This window comes from Empedobacter tilapiae (assembly GCF_004785645.1).
Classification (GTDB): Bacteria; Bacteroidota; Bacteroidia; order Flavobacteriales; family Weeksellaceae; genus Empedobacter; species Empedobacter tilapiae.
Genome location: NZ_SRPE01000003.1, coordinates 229,338 through 251,124, shown reverse-complemented (window position 1 = coordinate 251,124; position 21,787 = coordinate 229,338). Strand labels below are relative to the sequence as shown.

The 21,787-nt window shown below is 30.3% G+C and carries 16 protein-coding genes; 3 read left to right on the top strand and 13 right to left on the bottom strand.

Annotation, left to right across the window (positions count from 1 at the left end; genetic code table 11):
* From E4J94_RS05260 to E4J94_RS05230, 7 genes are all read right to left on the bottom strand, one after another.
* The gene (locus tag E4J94_RS05260; protein ID WP_135834806.1) at positions 1 to 1,026 is read right to left on the bottom strand and encodes a hypothetical protein; all 1,026 of its coding nucleotides are present in this window, start codon (positions 1,024 to 1,026) and stop codon (positions 1 to 3) included.
* Positions 1,016 to 1,822, bottom strand: a complete 807-nt coding sequence (locus E4J94_RS05255; RefSeq protein ID WP_135834805.1) for a fimbrial biogenesis chaperone — start codon at positions 1,820 to 1,822, stop codon at positions 1,016 to 1,018. Before E4J94_RS05255 ends, E4J94_RS05260 begins: the two co-directional genes overlap by 11 nt.
* A 49-nt stretch (positions 1,823 to 1,871) precedes the next feature.
* Complete coding sequence (locus E4J94_RS05250) at positions 1,872 to 2,417, bottom strand: hypothetical protein (protein ID WP_246034261.1); 546 nt, start codon at positions 2,415 to 2,417, stop codon at positions 1,872 to 1,874.
* Positions 2,418 to 2,586: 169 nt separating this feature from the next.
* Positions 2,587 to 3,450, bottom strand: a complete 864-nt coding sequence (locus E4J94_RS05245; protein WP_135834803.1) for a helix-turn-helix domain-containing protein — start codon at positions 3,448 to 3,450, stop codon at positions 2,587 to 2,589.
* Positions 3,451 to 3,676: 226 nt separating this feature from the next.
* Positions 3,677 to 4,420: a deoxyribose-phosphate aldolase gene (deoC, locus tag E4J94_RS05240; protein WP_135834802.1), complete on the bottom strand. Its 744-nt coding sequence runs from the start codon at positions 4,418 to 4,420 to the stop codon at positions 3,677 to 3,679.
* A gap of 9 nt (positions 4,421 to 4,429) precedes the next feature.
* Positions 4,430 to 4,903 carry an Lrp/AsnC ligand binding domain-containing protein gene (locus tag E4J94_RS05235; RefSeq protein WP_135834801.1) on the bottom strand — a complete coding sequence of 158 codons (474 nt, stop codon included), beginning with the start codon at positions 4,901 to 4,903 and terminating at the stop codon, positions 4,430 to 4,432.
* Between the two features lie 28 nt (positions 4,904 to 4,931).
* Positions 4,932 to 5,879, bottom strand: coding sequence for an endonuclease/exonuclease/phosphatase family protein (locus tag E4J94_RS05230; RefSeq protein WP_135834800.1), 948 nt, complete (start codon positions 5,877 to 5,879; stop codon positions 4,932 to 4,934).
* Positions 5,880 to 6,231: 352 nt separating this feature from the next.
* Between E4J94_RS05230 and E4J94_RS05225 the strand changes: the two genes are divergently transcribed.
* Entirely contained in the window at positions 6,232 to 8,442 is a 2,211-nt protein-coding gene (locus tag E4J94_RS05225; protein ID WP_135834799.1) for an NADP-dependent isocitrate dehydrogenase, read from the top strand.
* Positions 8,443 to 8,500: 58 nt separating this feature from the next.
* Here the strand turns inward: E4J94_RS05225 and E4J94_RS05220 are convergent, their stop codons facing one another.
* Positions 8,501 to 8,914: a CBS domain-containing protein gene (locus E4J94_RS05220; protein WP_135834798.1), complete on the bottom strand. Its 414-nt coding sequence runs from the start codon at positions 8,912 to 8,914 to the stop codon at positions 8,501 to 8,503.
* A 279-nt stretch (positions 8,915 to 9,193) separates the two neighbouring features.
* Between E4J94_RS05220 and E4J94_RS05215 the strand changes: the two genes are divergently transcribed.
* Both E4J94_RS05215 and E4J94_RS05210 read left to right on the top strand, forming a co-directional pair.
* Positions 9,194 to 11,548, top strand: coding sequence for an alpha-2-macroglobulin family protein (locus E4J94_RS05215; protein WP_135834797.1), 2,355 nt, complete (start codon positions 9,194 to 9,196; stop codon positions 11,546 to 11,548).
* A 130-nt stretch (positions 11,549 to 11,678) separates the two neighbouring features.
* Positions 11,679 to 14,045 (top strand): outer membrane beta-barrel family protein, encoded by a 2,367-nt coding sequence (locus E4J94_RS05210; RefSeq protein ID WP_135834796.1) that lies wholly within the window; start codon positions 11,679 to 11,681, stop codon positions 14,043 to 14,045.
* A 43-nt stretch (positions 14,046 to 14,088) separates the two neighbouring features.
* Here E4J94_RS05210 and E4J94_RS05205 read toward each other — a convergent pair whose 3' ends face one another.
* The 5 genes from E4J94_RS05205 to E4J94_RS05185 form a co-directional block, all read right to left on the bottom strand.
* The gene (locus E4J94_RS05205; protein ID WP_246034260.1) at positions 14,089 to 17,472 is read right to left on the bottom strand and encodes a hypothetical protein; all 3,384 of its coding nucleotides are present in this window, start codon (positions 17,470 to 17,472) and stop codon (positions 14,089 to 14,091) included.
* 93 nt (positions 17,473 to 17,565) lie between these two features.
* Entirely contained in the window at positions 17,566 to 19,197 is a 1,632-nt protein-coding gene (locus E4J94_RS05200) for an ArnT family glycosyltransferase (protein ID WP_135834794.1), read from the bottom strand.
* Positions 19,181 to 19,816, bottom strand: a complete 636-nt coding sequence (locus tag E4J94_RS05195) for a lipid-A-disaccharide synthase N-terminal domain-containing protein (RefSeq protein WP_135834793.1) — start codon at positions 19,814 to 19,816, stop codon at positions 19,181 to 19,183. Before E4J94_RS05195 ends, E4J94_RS05200 begins: the two co-directional genes overlap by 17 nt.
* A complete protein-coding gene (locus E4J94_RS05190; protein ID WP_135834792.1) occupies positions 19,816 to 20,529 on the bottom strand; it encodes a glycosyltransferase family 2 protein in 714 nt (237 codons plus the stop codon). Before E4J94_RS05190 ends, E4J94_RS05195 begins: the two co-directional genes overlap by 1 nt.
* Positions 20,530 to 20,653: 124 nt before the next feature.
* Complete coding sequence (locus E4J94_RS05185; RefSeq protein ID WP_135834791.1) at positions 20,654 to 21,703, bottom strand: glycosyltransferase family 9 protein; 1,050 nt, start codon at positions 21,701 to 21,703, stop codon at positions 20,654 to 20,656.
* Positions 21,704 to 21,787: the final 84 nt, after the last annotated feature.

The window sequence follows — 21,787 nt, the reverse complement described above, 5'->3', positions numbered from 1 at the left end:
TTACAAAGGTGTAATGGTGTACAGTAACGAAGTTGAATAATTTCCTGGCTTACTATTCAAAATTTTATTATCCGACGGAGTTGTAGAATAAATAATATTATATTTTTTTGAAGTAGTTTTAGAACTATTTGTTATTAATGATTGATTGTAATTCGAAAGTTTTATTTCTTTAGACAAACGATTTGTTTCTGTATCTTTTATCTGAACATTAATCGAATTTAATTCCAAATTCTGCGAATCATTTGATTGCAAATACTGATTAAGTGACGAAACTTGAATATCGTAAGCAGTATCTGAAGAAACAATTAACCCATTTTGATATTCTTTTTTAACTCCATTTCTATAATCTTGAATAGTATTGAATACTAATTCTCCATTTACAGCAGAGCCGTCCACTGCTATAGAAAGTGTAGGAACAGGTTCGTAATTTCCGTTTGGACTAATTTGCATTTCAATAGAAAAAAGACTTCTTCCTATTACAGCTCCAAATTCATTCAATATCGAAAATTCTAATTGAATAGGATAATTATTCCAAGATTTTAAAGGATTTAGATAAGTTCCCGCATCTATCACAATATCATAATTCAACACAATTCCTCCATATCTTCCTGTTGGCGTTGTAATTGCCATAGGAGAATTTCGAATAAAATAGTTGGGAGAAAAACTCATAGCGATGCTATTCTGGATAACTCCTAACTGATTTAGAGTAGGATAGTTCTCTGAATAATATTGAGATGTTGTATAATTATTGAACCTTAATTTAAGTTTTTCTACAGGAAATTCTTTTTTCTGAGAATTTACAATAGGTGAAACAACTCGCGCAACTAATGACCAATTTTTATAATTTAATGCACCAGACATATGCATTTCAACAGCTACAACATTAGTTACAGTAACACCGCTACTTCCATTAACTTGTACCCAACCATTATTGTGCGCATTTAATGTTAACTGAGCAGAAGTAGCTACTGTTAGTAGCAACATAATTGTTGAAACAATTTTCTGAAATAAATTATTATTTATCATTTGAGAAAGTCAATTCAGCTATTTTCAATTGATCATCTTTCTCAAAACTTAAAGTTGAGGTAACAATATACGAGCCTTTTGCTAAATCATCTGGCAATGGTATATATACAATTCTTTTATCATTCGGTAAACTATAAAAAACTGCATCTTGCAATTTTATTTGTTTTCCATTATCTTGATTAATAATTTCATTTCTAATCGTTCCTTCACTCCAAACATTTCCATCATTAGAAATATTTAGTACCAAACGATTTTCATGTTTATCGTAGACAAAATTTGTAAACTCAACATTTATATCACGTACAATATTTAGTCGTTGATAAATTTTGACACCTGTACGAATTGAAATCTTAATGTTTTCTCCACTTTTATTTTGTCCAGCTATCGGATTAGTTTGAGTAATGTACATCATCGTAGTATGTACACTTTCTTCATTTACCTTTTCTGGAACTTGCATAAGAACTTCTATTTCTTTCGATTCTTTTGGTAAAAGTGTAAATGTATTATTTGGTAAAACTGTGATCCAGTTTGCATTACTCGTTGGTAGGGTATTCACTTCCGAAACAACATTAGCTCCGAATTCATCATACTTCCAATCTTTAAAAGATACTGCTAACTCTAATGTATTTACATCACTAACATTGGTTACCAAAATCTTTTTACGTTCAGACTCTCCAGGATTTAACGTAAAATAAGTCCTTGGTGGACTTACAGAAATACCTGATTGTGCACTAATCTTTGTAGAAATAATTAATGCTAAAAAAGAAACGATTATTAAAAAGCGAAGAACTTTCATAAGAAAAAACAGAAGTAATATTTTTCAACATTACTTCCTATTTTATATATTATTGTGCTTCTATTGTGTACGTTACAGTTGTTGTATACACATTAGGATTCTCAACATTGTAATATTTGTTTACATAATCGTTGTTTCCTTTTCCGTTATATGCAACATTGAATTTTAAATCTGTACCACCTACAGAACTTGAAATCAAATTTTTATCAGAATTATCTAAAACAACATTACTAAATGTTGAAGAATTTAATAAATTTCCAGTTCCTAAAGTTGCTTGTAAATTAATTGTATTTGCAGCAATTTTATCAGTAGTTCCATCTTTTGTGAAAACTAAATTTTCGTTCTCAGATTTTACTTTTACAGCAAAACCACCTGTACTATAAACAACTAAATGATCATTCATATTTGCTGTTACACCATTAGAATAATCTTCTTTTGTTTTATATTCTAAATTTACTGTATTGTCACCACCAATAACAATTGTTTGAATTGGATATAATTTTACATTCAATGTAGCTTGAGCTGTTTTTTGAGCTAAAGCCATTCCAGAAACTAATGCACAGAAAATTGTTAAAATAAATGGTACTTTTTTCATCATCTTATAATTTATTAAAAGTTTGTTAAAAAATATTTGTTAAATAATCTGGTAGTTTTTATATTTAAGATTGGTTATTCTCAAATGCGGTTGCAAATGTAGAAGTTGTTTTCTGTCTTAAAAGATAAAAAAGTACCAAAAGATGATGAAAAACGACATTTCTAACTATTTAATTCGGAGCGCTTTGTCTGAATTTAGTAGGAGAAATACCTGCATTTTTCTTGAAGAACGCCGTAAAATTGGTCTCTTGAAGGAAGTTCAGTTCCAGAGCAATATCTTTTATTGACATTTTAGAATTGACTAATAAAATCTTTGCATTTTTCATCAATTCTTCTACAATCATTTCTTTTGCCGTTTTTCCAAAAACAATTTGCGTTGCTTTATTTAGCCTTCTTTTTGTTATAAATAATTTATCTATATAAAAAGAAACTTGCTTTTCTTCGTTCACATTATCTTGCAGAAGTTTTTTAAACTTTGTTGCAAGTTCAACGTCAAAATCATCTTGTATAAACTGACTCTGAATATCAAATGTTTCCATTTGTCCATTAATAATAATGCGCTCCAAAAGGTTATGAGCTAATTTAATATCTAGTTCATTTTCAAAAGAAGTAAAAAAATATTTGATATAATTATTTTCGAAAATAGGAGCAGAACAAATACTATTCTCCACAATATTGATCAAATCCCTTGAGAAAAGTGTAGAATTTTCTAATTTCAAATTATCTTCGATAGATTTTGAATAAAATTCTTGTTTAAAAACAATATAATAAGCATCACTTCTTGATGGTTGCTTTACAAAATCCTGTATAAGATTCGGCGCAATAAAAAGAAAACTATTTTTGGGTAAAATATATTCTTTGCCATTAATAATATGAATAAACTTTTTTGACCCAGACCAGATAATACCATAATAATCTACAATTGAAAATTCATTTTTCCAATCTTCAATCTGGTTAATACTACTAAGCTCAAAAGCTGTTAAACCTATTTCAAAACTTTTTTTATTGTAAACATTACGATTATTCAATAACATAAACCTATATAATTTTATAATGTTTTGTGTGCAAAATTACAACCATTCTCAATCAAAACAGTTGATATAAATCAAGTTATATTTTGAGAATCGCAAAAGTAACATAAAACACAATACCCTATTTTAAGAGTTTATGTAAATTAAAAAAATACCACCTTATTTTTAATGAATAAAAAAAGCCTCAAACATATTTGAGGCTTTAAAATAGTATAAAAAAATATTTCTTTTAATAATTTCCTGAAATTTCTTTTCCTTGTATTATTGCTAAAGCAGATGATGTTCCAATTCTCTTAACACCCAAATCTATCATCTTTTTCGCTTCTTCTGTCGTACGAACACCTCCAGAAGCTTTTACTGGTAACAAACCTGCATTTTCTAACATTAATTTAATTACATGCTCATTCGCTCCATTAGGTTCTCCATTTTCTGTTTTATAAAATCCTGTCGAAGATTTCACAAAAACTTTAGAAGTATTTTCTTCCCCTATCTTTTTTGTAACAATGTCGCGAATTAATTGTGTAATTCCAACAATTTGATCATCAGTTAAAGCCGCAGTTTCTATAATCCATTTTACAAGTTTTCCTTCTCGCAAAACAATAGAAGTTGCTGTTTCAACTTCTTCCTTCACTTTATCAATGTCACCTTTCTTGAACGCTTCATAGTTTATTACAAAATCTAATTCATCAGCTCCATCTGCAATTGCTTTTTGCGCTTCTCTCAACTTTTCATTCAAATCGTAAGTTCCTTCAGGAAATCCAATTACAGTTCCCAAAACTACATTCGATTTTTTTTCATTCAATAATTCACGAACTGATCTCACATAATCAGGTCGTATCATTACTGCATAAATTTCATTATCAATGGCTTCTTGTGCTAATTTATGCACGATATCCAATGTATCAGAATTCGAAATACCTGCTTGTTCAGGTGTTTTAAGATACGTCGAGTCTAAATATTGATTAATATTCATCTTTGTATATTAAAGTTTTATTTGTCTATCTATTGGTTGCTCCAACGAAATAATTGTTTCAGTACGTGTAACTCCATCAATTTGTTGAATTTTTTTATTCAAAACATTCATTAAATGCAAATTATCACGACTCAAAATTTTCAAGAAAATCCCATAATTTCCTGTTGTAAAATGAGCTTCCACTACTTCTGGAATTTCTTCCAAAGCTTTTATGACTAATTTATATGAAGAAGGTTTATCCATAAAAACACCAACAAATGACATTGTAGAATATCCCAAGATTGCAGGATTAACAATAACCTTTGTAGAATCAATAACACCAGACGTTTCTAATTTCTTGATACGTTGATGAACAGCTGTATTTGAAATCCCCAATTCCTTTGCCAATTGAGAAACAGGGATATTTGCATTATACATAAAGGCATTCAGAATCAACTTATCGATTCCGTCAATTTCTACCTGACCATTTTCGTGGATTCTCACCTTTCCTTAAAATTAAACCGCTACAAATTTAATATTTTAAAATGGTATATACGGGAAAATGGTCGCTATATCCTCCGAAATATTTTCCGCCTACAAAAGTTCTAAAGGGTAAACCAGTTGATTTCCCGCCTGTATTCTTCAAAAATTCTACATCAAAAATATCAGTTTTGACATATTCTAAATTTGATTTCGAAGTAAAAAATCCTTTAGAAAAAAGCTGTTGATCAAATAACATCCACTGCTTCTTAAAAATTAGTGATCCTCTTTTATACGATTGTAAACTAACCATTGGATTGAATAATTCGAATCTATTTATTTGTTCTTTTTGGGAACGTGTATTCAGTTCTTCAATTAAATCAGAATTTGTTGGAGAATCATTAAAATCTCCAATAACAAGAATTTTTTCCAAATAATTTTCGGTTAACAAATTGTTAATTCTTTTTCGAATCGTTTTAAAAATATGTTGACGCTTTAATTGATTGATTTCTTTATCAATTTTAGAAGGTAAATGAATAATAAAAAGATGAACAATCTCTCCAACCAAATTTCCTTTCACGTATAAAATATCTCGTGTATAAGATCTTGTATCAAACTGATCTTTAAAGACAAATCTAATTGGTTCGCTTTCTATAACCTCAAAAAATTGTTGACGATAAATTAATCCAACATTTATTTTTCGTTCATCCAACGATTCATATAGAAGCGTTTTATAATTACCATCTTTCAAAAAATCATTTTGAATTAAATCTTGTAAAACTTCATCATTTTCAACTTCAGCTAATCCAACCAAAAAAGGTAATTCGTCTGTTTCTAATTTGCCAATTTTAGAAATGCAAAAAGCAATCTTATTTACCTTTGTATCGTAACGATTATCTTTCCATTTGATAAAATTACTTGGCAGAAAAGATTCATCTGAAGATTTAGAATAAAAATTTTCGACATTATAAAATGCGATTGTCGCTAAATTTTGTTTCAAAAGAATTGTTTTATGCAAAATTAAGAAAGAAACTAAGTTTATAAAAATTGGTTTCTTAAGAAGAACTAAAAAGACGATTTTCTCAAAAGTGAACTTATACATGAAGTTGAAAAAAAAATGATTCAAAAATTATCAACTTGACCAATTTTCTTTCAATAAATTATCAACTTGATGACCTATCAAAAATCATGTTAAATATTATACTAATATTAGTGTAAATGATTGATTTATGGTCAATTTAATCTGTTAAAATTTGTATATTTGCAAAGTTTGCATTTCCTGCATTCAAAATTGAAAAGATGTATTTTTAATTGACTATTATTAGAATAGTCTCAAAAAAATTTAAAACATAATGTCAAAAATTCATTACACACTTACGGATGAAGCTCCGATGTTGGCAACTCACTCATTTTTGCCAATCGTACAAGGATTCACGAAAACAGCTGATATTACAATCGAAGTTCCAGATATTTCTTTAGCTGGTCGTATTTTAGCTAACTTCCCTGAATTCTTAAAAGAAGAACAAAGAATACCTGATGCTTTAGCAGAATTAGGAGCTTTGGCTAACACTCCGGAAGCTAATATCATTAAGTTACCTAATATTTCGGCTTCTGTTCCTCAGTTAGATGAAGCGATTGCTGAATTACAAGCGAAAGGTTTTGCAGTACCAAATTATCCTGCTGAACCAAAAAATGAAGATGAAAAAGCAATTAAAGCAAGATATGGAAAAGTTTTAGGTTCTGCTGTAAACCCAGTTTTACGTGAAGGAAACTCTGACCGTCGTGCTCCAAAAGCTGTTAAAAACTATGCAAAAGCTAACCCTCACAAAATGGGAACTTGGGCAAAAGATAGTAAAACAGAAGTTGCTTATATGAAATCTGGTGATTTCTATGGTACTGAAAACTCAACTACTTTAGAAAATGCTACTGACTATACAATCAAATTTTACGGAGAAGATGGCTCTGTTCAAGAATTAAAATCTGCAGCACCTTTAAAAGCTGGTGAAGTAATTGATTCTTCTGTAATGAACTTAAATTCTTTGAAATCATTCGTTCAAGAAGCCATCCAAGAAGCAAAAGATAAAAACGTATTATTGTCAGCTCATTTAAAAGCTACAATGATGAAAATTTCTGATCCAGTTATTTTTGGAGCAATCGTTGAAACTTTCTTCAAAGATGTTTTCGTAAAATATGCTGAGACTTTCAAATCATTAGATATTAATCCAAACAATGGTTTAGCTGATTTATTCGAAAAAATCAAAGGTCAACCTCAAGAAGCAGAAATCAAAGCTGCAATTGAAGCTGATTTAGCAAACGGACCACGCGTAGCAATGGTTAATTCTGATAAAGGAATCACTAACTTCCACGTTCCTTCTGATATTATTGTTGATGCATCTATGGCTGCATTAGTAAGAAATGGAGGTAAAATGTGGAACAAAGATGGTGCTGAAGAAGATACTGTAGCTATCATCCCAGACCGTTCTTACGCTGGCTTCTACGAAGCTGTTGTAGACGATATGAAAGAAAACGGAACATTAGATCCAACAACTATAGGTTCTGTTCCTAACGTTGGATTAATGGCTCAAAAAGCGGAAGAATACGGTTCTCACGACAAAACTTTCCAAGCGCCAGCAAATGGAACTATTAAAGTTGAAGACGCAAACGGAAACACATTATTAGAGCAAAAAGTTGAAACTTCTGATATTTTCAGAATGTCTCAAACAAAAGATGCTCCTATCCAAGACTGGGTTAAATTAGCTGTTAACAGATCTCGTTTATCTGATACTCCAGCAATTTTCTGGTTAGATAAAGGAAGAGCTCACGATCAACAAATCATCAAAAAAGTTGAAAAATACTTAGCTGATCACGATACAACAGGTTTAGATATTCGTATCATGGACGTTAAAGACGCGATGAAAGAAACTTTAAGCCGTGCGAGAGAAGGAAAAGATACTATTTCTGTTTCTGGTAACGTTTTACGTGACTACTTAACAGATTTATTCCCAATTTTGGAATTAGGAACTTCTGCTAAAATGTTATCTATCGTTCCATTAATGAACGGAGGTGGATTATTCGAAACTGGTGCGGGAGGATCTGCTCCAAAACACATCGAGCAATTCGTAGAAGAAGGTTACTTACGTTGGGATTCTTTAGGTGAATTCTTAGCATTACAAGCTTCTTTAGAGCACGTTTCTCAAACACAAGGAAATGCAAAAGCACAAACTTTAGCTGATGCTTTAGATGAAGCAAATGCTAAATTCTTAGCGACTGACAAATCTCCAGGTCGTAAATTAGGAACTATCGATAATCGTGGTTCTCACTTCTATTTAGCAATGTATTGGGCAGAAGCGTTAGCTAATCAAACAAAAGATGCTGATTTAGCTGCTAAATTTGCTCCAGTTGCAAAAGCTATGCAAGAAAACGAAACTAAAATTAACGAAGAGTTAATCGGTGCGCAAGGTAAACCTCAAGATATTGGTGGTTACTACAAAGCAGATTTTGCTAAAACAACTGCTGCAATGCGTCCATCTGCAACATTAAACGCAATTGTTGACGGAATCTAATTAATTTCTAAGAAATAATTATTCATAAAAAAGCCTTGCAAATGCAAGGCTTTTTCTTTTAATATTGTTCTAAAAGATACTTTACTAAATCAGTTGTAGTCACAATCCCAACAACCTCATCATCATCAACTACTGGCAAAGAATGAAAACTCTGCTCTGATAGAATTTCTGCAACATCTTTAATATTTGTATCAGGAGAAACAGTTAACGGTTTTTTTACCATTACATCTTTTAATTCGTATGTATCATAAATTGCATTTAAAGCATTTTGATCCATTTCTCCAGCTCCATATCCTAATTTAGAAACATCATTCTTACTAATAACTCCTGCTAATTTGGTTCCTTCAGTTACAGGGATATGACGAATATTGTATTCTTTAAATAATTCGTTCACTTCACTTATTTTTTTATTCGTAGGAACTGCGATTAAAACTTTCGCCATAATTTGAGATACTGGTACTCTTTGTTTCATTTGTCTTTATTTTGATTGATTAACTTTTCTATAACAAATTTGAACATTAAATAACTCATTTAAAATGATATGCGATAGTAAAAAAGAAAATAAAACTTCGTAACTTAAATAGTTTATCTCTTCAGAAAAGAACCTATTATCGAATACCTCAACAATGAAAACCCTAAATACTATTAATTAAAAGTTATGATAAACTTTAAGAAAAATTTTGAATAAAATCATCTAAATAATGATAATTTTAAGAATTCAAATTAATTCTATTTGATTAATCATTCTCGCATGAAATATATTTATTTACTCGCATTATACTTTTGCTCGATTACAACTTTTGCGCAATCAAAATTAGAAACGGCGATAAAAAGTCTGAATACAAATTACGCTCAAGAAAAAGTCTATTTATTATTTGATAAGGAAGATTACATTGCTGGCGACAATATTTGGTTCAAAGCCTATACATTAAATGGGTACAAACCAAGTTTTATTTCTACAAATCTTATTGTTGAATTATACGATAAAGACAAAAAATTAATCGATCGAAAACTGGTTCCTATTGTTAATGGAGAAAGTGACGGCACACTGAATACCAAAAATGAAAATGAGGAAGGAATTTACTTTGTAAGAGCCTATACGACTTACATGACTTTTTTTTCGGAAGAATTTCAACATATCAATCAAATTAAAATTTATAATCCAAATTCCAAGTTAAAACTTGTTCCTAATCCAAATTTAAAATGGAATGCTAAAGCTTTTGCGGAAGGTGGAAATTTTATTCAAAATCAGACAACTAAATTTGCTGTAAGATTAAAATCAGATGGAGATTTACCAAAAAAATGGAATGGTTTTGTTTTCGAAAAAAATAATCCAATCAACAAAATTATAACATTTGATAATCTAGATGAAAACGTTGCAACTTTTGCATTGAGAGCTGATGAGGGAAAATCTTATCAAGTACAATTGAATGACGAAAAAGGAAATCAGCAGATTATTGATTTACCTGAAGCTAAAAAAGATGGAATTCTCTTGAAAGTTGTTCGAAATAGTAAAGATATTGTGATACAATTAAAAAGTATCAACCAAGAAAATCCTTTGTTGAATCATAAAATTCTTGGAACAATCAATAATGAACTTGTGATGAGTTCTCAAATTGTAAAAAGCGTTGAATCAGTTTCGACTTATGTTCCAAAAGAAGTTTTAGATAATGATAAAGGCGTTTTGAACATTGCTATTTTTGATGCAAATGATATGCAAGTTGCCAATCGTTTGATTTTTATCAATCCAAAAGAATTGTACAAAAAACCCGAAATTTCTTTCGAAACAACAACTAATCCGCGAGAATTAAATACAATTAAAATAAAATATCCTGAAGAAATTAATTTTTCAGCTGTTATCAAAAACCAAAAAAACAATGATGACGATAATTTAATTTCTGCGATGTTGTTGACGCGAGATTTTAGTTCGAAAATTAATCATCCAACACAATATTTTAAAAATAATGAATTCTCAGAAAACTTGGATGCACTTCTGATTACAGAAAAATGGAAAAGATTCAATTGGGAAGATTTAGTAGTTGGAAATATCGTAAAACCAACGATTGACAACGATCGTAGATATCTTTCTTACAAAATAAAAGCCTATAATAACGGAAGAGAATTGAACAATGCTTCTTTGAGTATTATTTACAAAATGCAGAATAATGGAAAAGAGTTTGCAACGCTTGATACCGATTATGAAGGTAATTTCGAAATGAATAATCTGTATTATTATGGTCCAATGGCGATGAACTATTTCTTGAATTCAGAAAATGGAAAACCAGCCAACAATAGCAATCTAACCTTGTCTGTTGTACCAAATTATAAAAGTACAAGTTATAAAGCTAAACTGCCTGCAACACCTTATTTATTAGAAGAAACTGCGAATAAAGAGGAAGTCGAAAAACAGAATACATATAAGCATAACATCAAAATCATCAATGACAAAAGTATCCGTTTGAAAGAAGTTGTAGTGAAAGCAGATAAAAATTCAAAAACTGAGAAACTGAATAATGAATTAAGTAGTGGAATGTTTCAAAGTATGAATGAAACCGTTATTGATTTTGTAAATGAATCGCAACCAATTGAAAGTTATACTAATATTGTTGATTTTTTAGCTGGAAGAGTTCCTGGATTAACAGTTTCTAATGGAGTTCCAAAAATCAGAAATTCTGAAGTTGCAATTTATTGGAACGAAATGAAAATGAATTCGGACAATCTAAGTAGCATCAATGTACGAGATATTGCAATGGTAAAGATTTTTAAAGGTGCTGGTTTGCTTGGAAATGCAATTGCGATTTATTCGAAACGAGGAAGTGATACTCCCATTGACAACACTCCGATGATTCCAAATAATTTAATTCAAATTGGTGGTTATAATCAATCACAACCATATTTTAGCTTGGATGATTATGAATCACTTTATAACGATGTCCCGAATGATATAAGAAGTACTTTGTTTTGGAATCCAAATTTATATTCGGAGTCAGGAGAAAGTACAGAAATAGACTATTTCAACAATGATAAACCAAAAGACTATCAATTAACTATAATTGGTTTCGACGAAAAAGGAAACCCTGTTTATTATAAAGAAAAAATAAATTAAACCAAAAACCTCGAGAAATTTCTCGAGGTTTTTGGTTTTAATCTAATTCGTCGATAATCTATCCGGGTTCGTCGATAACATAAATGAAATACGGCCAACTATCCGAATATTTGTTTAAAATTAATACAAGATGAAAACATTTATTCAACTCTCTTTCTTATTATGTTCGGTTATTATATCTGCACAGACTTACGAATTAAAAGGTGAATTTTTCGAAAATAACCAAGCAGTTCCTTATTTAGATATTAGTCTTTCTAATCAGGACACAATCATTAATCTTACAACAAATGAAGTTGGTCAATTCAGTATTGATACAAAATTAGACACTTATCAATTAGAAGTTATCTATTTTGAACAAGTTGTTTTTCAGAAAGAAATCATTTTACAACAACCAATAGATCTAGGAAGAATCGAGATAAAAACTTCAACAAATTTAAAAGAAGTGGTAGTTGATGCACAGAAAAAAGTAATGGAGCGCAAAATTGACCGGTTTGTTTTCAATGTAGAAAACTCTACTTCAGCAGCAGGAGGAACTGCGATGGACGTTTTACGTGTAACACCTGGACTAAATGTAGCAGGTGATGCAATTGCAATTTCAGGAAAAAATTCTGTAATGGTTTTGATTGATGATAAACCAACTTATATGTCACAAACCGATTTGGCAAATTACTTAGAAAGTATGAGCGCAAGTGATATTTCGAAAATAGAAGTAATTACAACTCCACCAGCAAAATATGAAGCCGAAGGAAATAGTGGAATTCTCAACATTGTAACGAAGCGAATCAAAAAAGATAGTTGGAATGCAAATATCGGAGGTTCTTATCAACGTTCTTTGCGCAACACAGAAAGATTTAATGCTGCATACAATCTTCAAAAAAAGAAGTGGACAATTCAAAGTTCTATGAATATTGGCGATCGTCGATTTTTGAGAACTTGGGATAACGAATTATTTTTTACTGATAATCGTCGTCACAGTGTTTCGTATACAGATTATATTTACAAATACATTGGTGGAAATTTGGCTGTTGATTATAAATTAACTGATAAATGGTCTGTTGGAACTAAACTTTCAATTAATAACGGTAAGGCTGATTCTGAAAATCCACAACAATTATTCTTCAAAAATAATTTGAATCAAATCATTAAAACAAATCGTGGAAATTCTTTCTCAAATCAAAAGACCAATCAAATTTTGATTAATCTATTTTCAGAATATAAAATTGATTCGCTGGGAAAAAAGATTTCTTTTGACGCAGATTATGCAAATTATACTTCTCCAATGAATCGTAATTTTTCTTCAAAAGAATTTGATAATAATAGTAATGAGATAAACAATACTTTCTTCGGAGGAAAAAGTAACTTGGATAATAGAATTGAGAATTTATCTGGTAAAATAGATGTTGAATTTCCTATGAAAACCATTAATTTGAGTTTTGGTGCAAGAATTTCGCAGACAAAATCAAACAATCTGATTGAAGCTTTTGAAGCTAATGAAAACTTAGATTATACATTTGACACTGATCTATCAAATCTTTTCAAATACAAAGAAAAAAACGAAGCGGTTTATGTTTCTGGAAACAAAAAGTTTGGAGAAAAATGGCAAATGCAAGCTGGCCTGCGTTTAGAAGCTACACAAACCGAAGGATTTTCGAGAGAGAAAAATCAAACCAATAAAACTGATTATATAAAATTATTCCCAAGTTTCTATTTGTTACACACGTTTAATGACAAAACTTCGCTTGGATTTAATTATTCGCGTCGAATCAATCGTCCAAATTATGAAAGTTTAAATCCTTTCAGAATGATTGAAAACGAATACACTTATAATGAAGGAAATCCTTTTTTACAACCAGCTTTTACACATAACTTTGAGTTGACTTTTACGTATAAAAAATTAGATACACGAGTTTACCTTTCGAGTTTGAGAAACGGTGTTAATCAAGCTTCTATTATTGATCCTAATACGCAAAACAATGCCTTTATTTGGATGAATTTTGTAGATTCTGACGAAATTGGCGTGACGCAAAGTTTAACATTTAATCCTACAAAATGGTGGACAAGTACCTCTACTTTTCAAGTAAGTTATTCAAGTTCTAATGTAGCAATTTCCACACAACGTTTCAAAGGCTGGTCGAGCTCTTTATTTACATCAAATGACTTCACGCTGAACGAAAAGAAAACGTTATTTGTCAACTTGCTTTACTTTCAAAATTTTGGTGAAACATTTCAAAATTATTCACTAAAACCTTATGCAAGATTTAATCTTTCATTCAAATATTTGATCTTCGACAAAAAATTAGAATTAAGCTTGAATGCTACAGATATTTTTAAAGCACAAGAACACTTGTCTCAAAATAATAATGGAGTAATACAAAAATTTGCAAATGTATGGGATATGCAAAGTATTCGAATTGGAATCAATTATAAATTCGGAAGCAACAAATTATCTGTTAAAAACCGAGAAACAGGGAACTCTGATGAAGTAAACAGAATGTAAAAAAAATAATAAAAGACGATTTTTGAAATCGTCTTTTATTATTTTAAAACCTCGCCTGCACTTGTACACTTCCCGTATGTATTGGCTTATTTTCTTCAGTTTTTCGTCCATCATACGAAATATTCAATTGCAAAAAACTTGTGATTTGTCGTTGAATTTGCAACTGCCAAACAAAATTATTTCCAGCACGTAAACCTTCCATCATTTGATTTCCAACAACAGATTCTTGATTTCCGATAAATTTATTATTGATAAAACTAAAACTTCCCAACAAACTCATTTTATCCGAACTATTCCATTGAATTTCTGTTCCTAAATCCGACTGATTTAATTGTTCTTCACCCGAAACATTTTTCTTATTTTGATAATTATAAAATAACGACGCAACTAGATCTTTTTCTGTTTGATAAGTGATTTTTCGTGATAAACGAAGATTATTTAACTTATATCGTCTACTCAAAAATAATTCTGAATCGCTGTTAATCACCATATATTCGGTATCGAAACTTGCGATTAAATCTTGCAAAATCTTATAACGTATTTGCAACAAATAACTGTCCGAATCACGGTATTCAGAACCTGTATAAACATACGTTTGGGATTGTTGTTGATTATAAATAAAATTCGATGACCATTTATATTGTATTCCTTGATTAAAGAAAATCGACGAACGAATACTTCTTGTTTTGCCTAAAATTTGAGCAGAATTCGTAAAAGGATTCCACTCTAATGTAGTTCCCTCCTTACGTAACGAATTACTTGCAGAAATATTTTGTTGAAACATCCAACGATTCCAAAATTCATTTTCGGTATTAAAAACTTGTTTTGGACGAAAACGCAACGTAAAATTGAATTGATTTTTATTAGTTTTCAAATACTCAATTGTATTCGTATAAACGCGAATATAATTTGCCTGATCGATAAATTCAGCCACTTCAAACTCATCAATTTGCTCAATTCCATCGCCATTATAATCCGTCCATTTGTAAATTCCCATTCCATCCGAAACTTTTACGTACTGAAACTCACGCTGCGGTTCTACTCCACTTCCCACTTCATAATCTACATTTAATTGTAAACCTTGATTGAAAAAAGCTTTGTACCACTTTACGCTTCCTGTCATAAAATCTTCGTTCGGCGCATCTAAAAATTGATAATTAACTCGTCGATAATGGAAATTTAAACTCAATTGATGATTTTGTTTTTGAATTAAAGTTGAATTAAAAATAGCGCCTTTACTTTGTTGAATATTTTGCCAAGTTCCTAAACGAACCGAATCATCTTGACGTTGATAAACTGTTAAATCAATTTTATGACCTATCGAATCTGCAAAACCTCCTTTCAACTGAAATTCATTCCATTTAAAACTCAAATCTGATTTTTGATTTTTTGTCAAATCATCCATGTCATTATTTTCGCCCCAAACTCTCGCTCCAACCCAAAATTTATTTCCAATTTTTCGTTTTCCATCTACCATATAACGCGCAAAATTGGTATTTTGAAGCGTTGCTTTTGTTGATAAAATATTTGCTTGCGCAACGATTTCGTCTTTTTCAGTTTTATAATTCGCATCAAGTTGATTTCTCAAACCTTTGTACAAACCAGTATTTTCAAGATAATCGAATTTATATTGTGCAGTAAATTTTTCTTTCCAAGATGAATTAATTTTCGTCGTAATAAAATTCTGATTAACACCACTTAATTCTTGATCCAAATTAAAATCTCGAGCAAATTCAACAGCTCGTAAACGCTCGGCACTTTTATAATTTTTGTTGATAAAATTCCATTCAGCATAAGGTGTAATTTTCCAATTTTTGAAAGAAAATGTTTTTTCACCATAAACACGAGTTGCTAAACCAGAATTATTTTGATCATCAATCGATGAAAATAAATTTTGATCATAATTACTCAAACCAAAATTAAAACCAATATTTCCATTATTTTTCAATTGATATTGACCATTCAACGTATAAATCTGTATTTTTTTAGGGGAAATTAATTGTTTTATTGGTTCATAATCACCTTGTAAAACGCCAGCAATTGCTTCGTTATATTGAAAGACTTTTCCGTTCTGATTCGCATTTATTTGTCGGTAATTTCCTTGATTAGCTCCAACATACGTGAAAGCCACTTGATACAATTCATCATTTGGATCCGTCGAATATTCGAAAATATCTAAACCATTTTGATTTACTTTTCGATACAAAATTTTATTCGAATCATAGGTCGTTTTCTCAGCAGAAACAGTGTACATTTTATCTGGATCATTTCCTGCATTTGCCAAAATTTGCTTTTCAGCATCTGTCAAATCATTTCCAAGTGAATTATTTTTCGAATCTCCTTGAGAAAAGAAAAAACCTGACAATTTTAATCGCTCCAATTCATATTCAGCTCCGCCATAAAGTAAAACTTGTGAATAATTTCGAGAATTGTACAAATACTCCACATTAATTCGCGTATTTGCGGTAATCAATCGATTTGAAGTAAAAGAAATTTCGCCCGTATTGTAATTAATCACATAATCATTTTGCTCGCCTCGCTCCAACAAAACGCCATCAATATATACTTTTTCACTTCCCGAAATAATAATCACATACAATTCATTATTTTTCCCAGAAAGCCTGTATGGACCTTGATTTCCGTCTTGTCCAACAAAATTAACGCGCATAAATTCGCCTCGTGTAATACTTCCAGAAGCAAAAATATTGGTCAAGGATTTTTCTCCTTTCAACTGAGTTGATAATTGTAAACCAGTTACTTTTTGATTAAAGGGATTGAAAAAATCTCGTTCTTGATTCGTATTAATATCAATATGACCAGCTCGAATTTTTGAATTTTTACTCGCTAACTCGATGTAAACTTTATCAAATTCTTGCAGATTTTGCGTGTAACCATCTGATTCTATTGGCACATTATTATCCGCAATTGCTGCATTTACCGTAATATCATCTGATAATTTTCCTGACAATTCCAAATCTAACGAAGATTGCACAGACGCACTTTGATTGTTTCCAAAACGAATTCCACGAACCATCGAACCTTTGCTATTCAAACCATCAAAAACATCTTTGTTCGCTTGTTTAGAATTCGGTTCTATTTGATGAAAAATATCAACTGGTTTTGCATCGTTGACAATGATATTCGGATTTTTGGCATAAAAAACAGACTCGGCTAATTTTGGATTAACAAAATACTGAATTTTCACCATTTGTTTGGCTATTGAAGAATTGAAATAAACTTCGTTTCGTTCAAAATTTATCGTATAAAATTCTTTTGAAATTGGATTTCCTGTCGAATCTAAAACTTGAAATTTTTCGGATAAAATCCCTTTATTTGTAAGCTTTATCGTATCAGAAAGTTGAACAGAATCTTGTCTAAAATTAGGATTTTTCCACCCAAAATGTTGAGCAAAAACAAAACTGTTCACTAACCAAAAACATAGAAAAAATAGAATCCGAAACTGCAAAAGATTTTATTAGAATAACGAAAATTTAAGCTAAAAATTTTACTCGAAATTTAATCACTTTTTTTGAATCAAATAATAATTTCTTTGAATACGATCATTATAATTTTTTTGATCTTTTGAAGAATGATTCAAATCGACCGCACCAATTTTTTTGATTGAGTAATTATTGAAATGATCCGCAAAAAAAGTAGAATCTGACGGACTTGCTAACATTCCAAATTTCTCTTCTTTCGGGAAAATAGTTTTCTTGCCATCGCTAATTGCAGAAATTGAAGTCCCATAATCCAACACTATTTCAGGAACAAAACTTTGCCATTCGTATGTTTTAATTTGATTTTGCTGTTCTAATTTCTTTAAATTTTTGGCAGAAGAATAAAACTCTTCGGAAAAAGTTAATTTAGAAAGTGGAAATCCAAACGCAACAACCGAGCACATCAATAAAATAGTTGAGTAAAATATCTGTTCGAATGATTTTATCTTTAATCCTTTGAGAATTGAGATTCCTAAAATTAATCCTACAACAGCAAAAGGAATCGACCAAACTAAAAATTCTGATAAACGATCTTTTGTGTAAATAAAAACACCAACTGAAATCGCAATTCCTATTATTCCGTATAAACCAAACGTAAAATTGGTAAAATATCGTTCAGTTTTATTTGATAAATTTTTGAATTCTAATCGTAAATATTCAATATAAAAGCCAATATTCATCGCTAATGGAATTAAAACTGGTAATAAATATCTTGATTTTTTTTCTGGAATTACAGATAATAAAACCACTGATAAAATTGTCCATAACCAAGCAAATTGATAAGCTTTTTTGTTTGCAACTTTACTTTTGAGATAAGGATAAATCAAACTTACCAAAGCCGGAATTGTCCATAAACCAGATTGTGTAAAGAAACTCCAATAGTAATAAATTGGGCGAGTGTTGTAACTATGCCAATTATTTACTTCTTTTTGAGAAGCAGCTAAAAAATGTTCTGCATCAAAATATTTAACATACATCATCCATGCAAATCCTACAACGCAACCTAATATTATCGTTAAAATTGTGATTCCTAAATTTCTTCCTAATTTGTATCTATAAACAATAAAATAAGCAATTAAAAACGGTAAAAATAACGCATACAACGAAACTGGACCTTTGCTCATAATTGAGCATCCTAACAAGAAAAATGCAGCAATAAAGTTGAATAAATTAAATTTTGATGATTGAAATTCTTTTACCAAAAACAATATCGCTCCCATCACAAAACTATGCGTGTACATGTCCCAATTGTTGTCTCTTCCAGAGAAAAACACGTAAAATGAAGTAATTAAAACCAATGAAGAATTAACAACTTGGTGTTTTGTTAAATCGAAATGCGTTAATGTTTTATAAAACCAAACGACCAATAAAATGGTAATTAAAACAACTGGAATGCGTAACCAAAAAAAGTTTTCGAAACCAAAAACACTTCCAAAAGCAGCTGTAATCCAAGTTGGTAAAGGAGGCTTTTCATAACGAGGTAAACCGTTAAGAGTAGTAAAAATCCAATTTCCATCGTGTACCATTTCTCGCGCCGAAATAATGTTTCGAGCTTCCATAATGTTGGTTTGTAAAACGCCAAGATTGACAAACAACATCAAAATTGTTACGATGATTAAAAATAAAACTGAATTTTGCTTAATCCACTGAACCATTTTTTTCTTTTCGTTTGATTAATATATTTCTCGCATAAACGATAAATCCCATAAAATGACCAACAAATAAAACGGGATCTTTTCGAATAATCGCGTAAGTTAAAATCAACAATGATCCTGTTAAACTAATAGCCCAAAATCCCATTGGTAATTGCGATTCGTGTTTTCGTTCGGAATAAATCCATTGATAGACGAAACGAAATGTGAAAAGTACCTGAGATACGACTCCTAAAGATAAAAGCCACATCGGAATTTTTTCGTTTTTGAATAATAAATCTACATCAAAAATTCCGTTATTGAAACCATATAAAACAATTAATGCAGGAAAAATATACAAGAAAATGCGTGCTATTTTCGGAAATTCTTTCCAATGATTTTGTAGTTGAATATTTCTGATATAGATATAATACGTCAATGTTTGTCCCAACATAATCGAAAAATCATGACGCAAATAACCATATAAAAATAGCAAAACAGAGGCAAACAAGCTAACTTCCCAAAATAATTTTGGTGTAAGAACTTTCTTATTCTTTTCAGAAACAATCCATTGTAAAATAAGACGACTCGAAAAAAGTGCTTGCGCAAGAAAACCAATACTGATGATAACCCAATTTGGCATTATGCTCCTTCTTGAATTTTATAATTGATGTATTTTTTCTTCATCCAAACAAATGCAAAACAATCCATTAAAGGACCTAATAAACGGTTCCATAGATTGAATTTTGATTCGCCTGCGATACGTGGAAAATGTTTGACAGGAACTTGAGTAACTGTTCCGTTTTGTAATAAAATCATAGCTGGTAAAAATCGGTGCAATCCTTTGAACATTGGAATTTTTTTCGCTTTTTCAGCATCTATAACTTTTAATGGACAACCCGTATCATCCATTCCGTCATTAGTAAATGCTCTACGAATAGAATTGGCAATTTTAGATGACATGTTTTTCACGAAAGAATCTTTGCGATCTGCTCGAACGCCAGTCACCAAATCGAATTGATCAGTTAACGCTAATAATTTATTGAAATCTTCTGGATCTGTCTGTAAATCCGCATCGATATAACCAACCCATTTAGATTTTACTGTGTCAAAACCAGCTTTTATAGCAGCAGATAAGCCATAATTTTTGTCAAAAGAAATATAATGAAAAGCTTGATTTCTACTACAAATCTCTTTGATAAGAGCCAAACTTTTATCTTTAGAACCATCATTAATCAATAAAATTTCAGTCTGTTTTATTGACTTTGACAGATATTGATTCATAGTTTCTTCCAATCTTATCAAGTTATCTTCCTCATTATAAATTGGGATGATAATTGTAAACTCTGTTGACATTTTTTTATTATTTCAAAGGACAAAGCTATGAAATAATCATCGAAATTAAAATATTTCTTAAGAAGCTAATTTATTTTGTATCAAATCTATACACACTTTATTTAATGACAAAAAACAGCTTTTTTTAAACCAATAATTTATCCATTTCTTCAACAAGAATACCCTTATGTTCATTATTAATCAAGACTACAGCATTTCCTATTCCATAAGGTTTATAACGCTCTAAGAAGCTTTGATCTTTAAACAAACCAATTGTTTTTGTAGGCGCTGCACAACTCAAATGCATCATACCAGAATCGGCTGCAATCACAAATTCGCAACTTTTCATTACGGCTGCAATTTCTCTCACATCTTTACTGTAATAAGTAGGTAATCTATGATTTAACATGGAAATATTTTCGACAGGTAAAATTTCAATTAGATTATATTCTTGCGAATATTTTGGATAAAATAAATTGTAAAATTCTGTCCACCATTCTTCATCATAACATTTTGCACCAGTTGCATACGTAAAAAATGCAAGTGTTTTCTTTGAAGTATCTTGAATCAATTCATTTAACATTTCTATTCCTTTCGTAGACTCTTGCTCTGTTAACTGAATATTTAGAGTTGGAATATCTAAATTTCCTTCTTTATTTTTAAATAATTCTAAGAATTTTCTAAACACATAAACTGGATATTGCGCTTGATGAATATGAATTTCTTGATTCGAATTCATTTCAAATTCATTCCCAAAAATTTTATACTTAGAATTCGCAAAAGAAGTTGAAAGTCGTCCTGAAGATGAATTTTTATCAACATTAATCACTAAATCGTAATTCTTTTTCTTGATTTTTAGCCAAACTTTAGCATATTGAATCAATTCTTTGAAAGGTTTTTTAGGTAATTCAATAATTTGATCAACTTGAGGATAATTCTCAAAAATAATCGGAGCAACCTTTCCTTTTACAAATAAGTCAATTTTAACATCAGGATTATATCGGATAATTTCCTGAATCAAAGGTGTAATCAATAGAATATTTCCCAGACGCTGATTAGGTCTGTTTATCAGTACTCTATTAAGTTCAAGAGGTTTTTCTTTGTCTACTTTTGGCAAATTACCATCACCTATTCCTCCTGTTAATCGACGCATAATTGTACGACGAAAATGATTGACTGATTTTTTAAAACTCATTAAAAAGTGCTCGTTAAAAAAATACCTTTATTGTATTCTTATTTTTTCACGAAACTATGTAAACTATTGGTAATTACGAAATAT

Coding starts and splice junctions, on each gene's coding strand:
- E4J94_RS05260 (WP_135834806.1), bottom strand. CDS start 1,026: ATGATAAATAATAATTTATTTCAGAAAATTGTTTCAACAATTATGTTG.
- E4J94_RS05255 (WP_135834805.1), bottom strand. CDS start 1,822: ATGAAAGTTCTTCGCTTTTTAATAATCGTTTCTTTTTTAGCATTAATT.
- E4J94_RS05250 (WP_246034261.1), bottom strand. CDS start 2,417: ATGAAAAAAGTACCATTTATTTTAACAATTTTCTGTGCATTAGTTTCT.
- E4J94_RS05245 (WP_135834803.1), bottom strand. CDS start 3,450: ATGTTATTGAATAATCGTAATGTTTACAATAAAAAAAGTTTTGAAATA.
- deoC (WP_135834802.1), bottom strand. CDS start 4,420: ATGAATATTAATCAATATTTAGACTCGACGTATCTTAAAACACCTGAA.
- E4J94_RS05225 (WP_135834799.1), top strand. CDS start 6,232: ATGTCAAAAATTCATTACACACTTACGGATGAAGCTCCGATGTTGGCA.
- E4J94_RS05220 (WP_135834798.1), bottom strand. CDS start 8,914: ATGAAACAAAGAGTACCAGTATCTCAAATTATGGCGAAAGTTTTAATC.
- E4J94_RS05215 (WP_135834797.1), top strand. CDS start 9,194: ATGAAATATATTTATTTACTCGCATTATACTTTTGCTCGATTACAACT.
- E4J94_RS05210 (WP_135834796.1), top strand. CDS start 11,679: ATGAAAACATTTATTCAACTCTCTTTCTTATTATGTTCGGTTATTATA.
- E4J94_RS05200 (WP_135834794.1), bottom strand. CDS start 19,197: ATGGTTCAGTGGATTAAGCAAAATTCAGTTTTATTTTTAATCATCGTA.
- E4J94_RS05195 (WP_135834793.1), bottom strand. CDS start 19,816: ATGCCAAATTGGGTTATCATCAGTATTGGTTTTCTTGCGCAAGCACTT.
- E4J94_RS05190 (WP_135834792.1), bottom strand. CDS start 20,529: ATGTCAACAGAGTTTACAATTATCATCCCAATTTATAATGAGGAAGAT.
- E4J94_RS05185 (WP_135834791.1), bottom strand. CDS start 21,703: ATGAGTTTTAAAAAATCAGTCAATCATTTTCGTCGTACAATTATGCGT.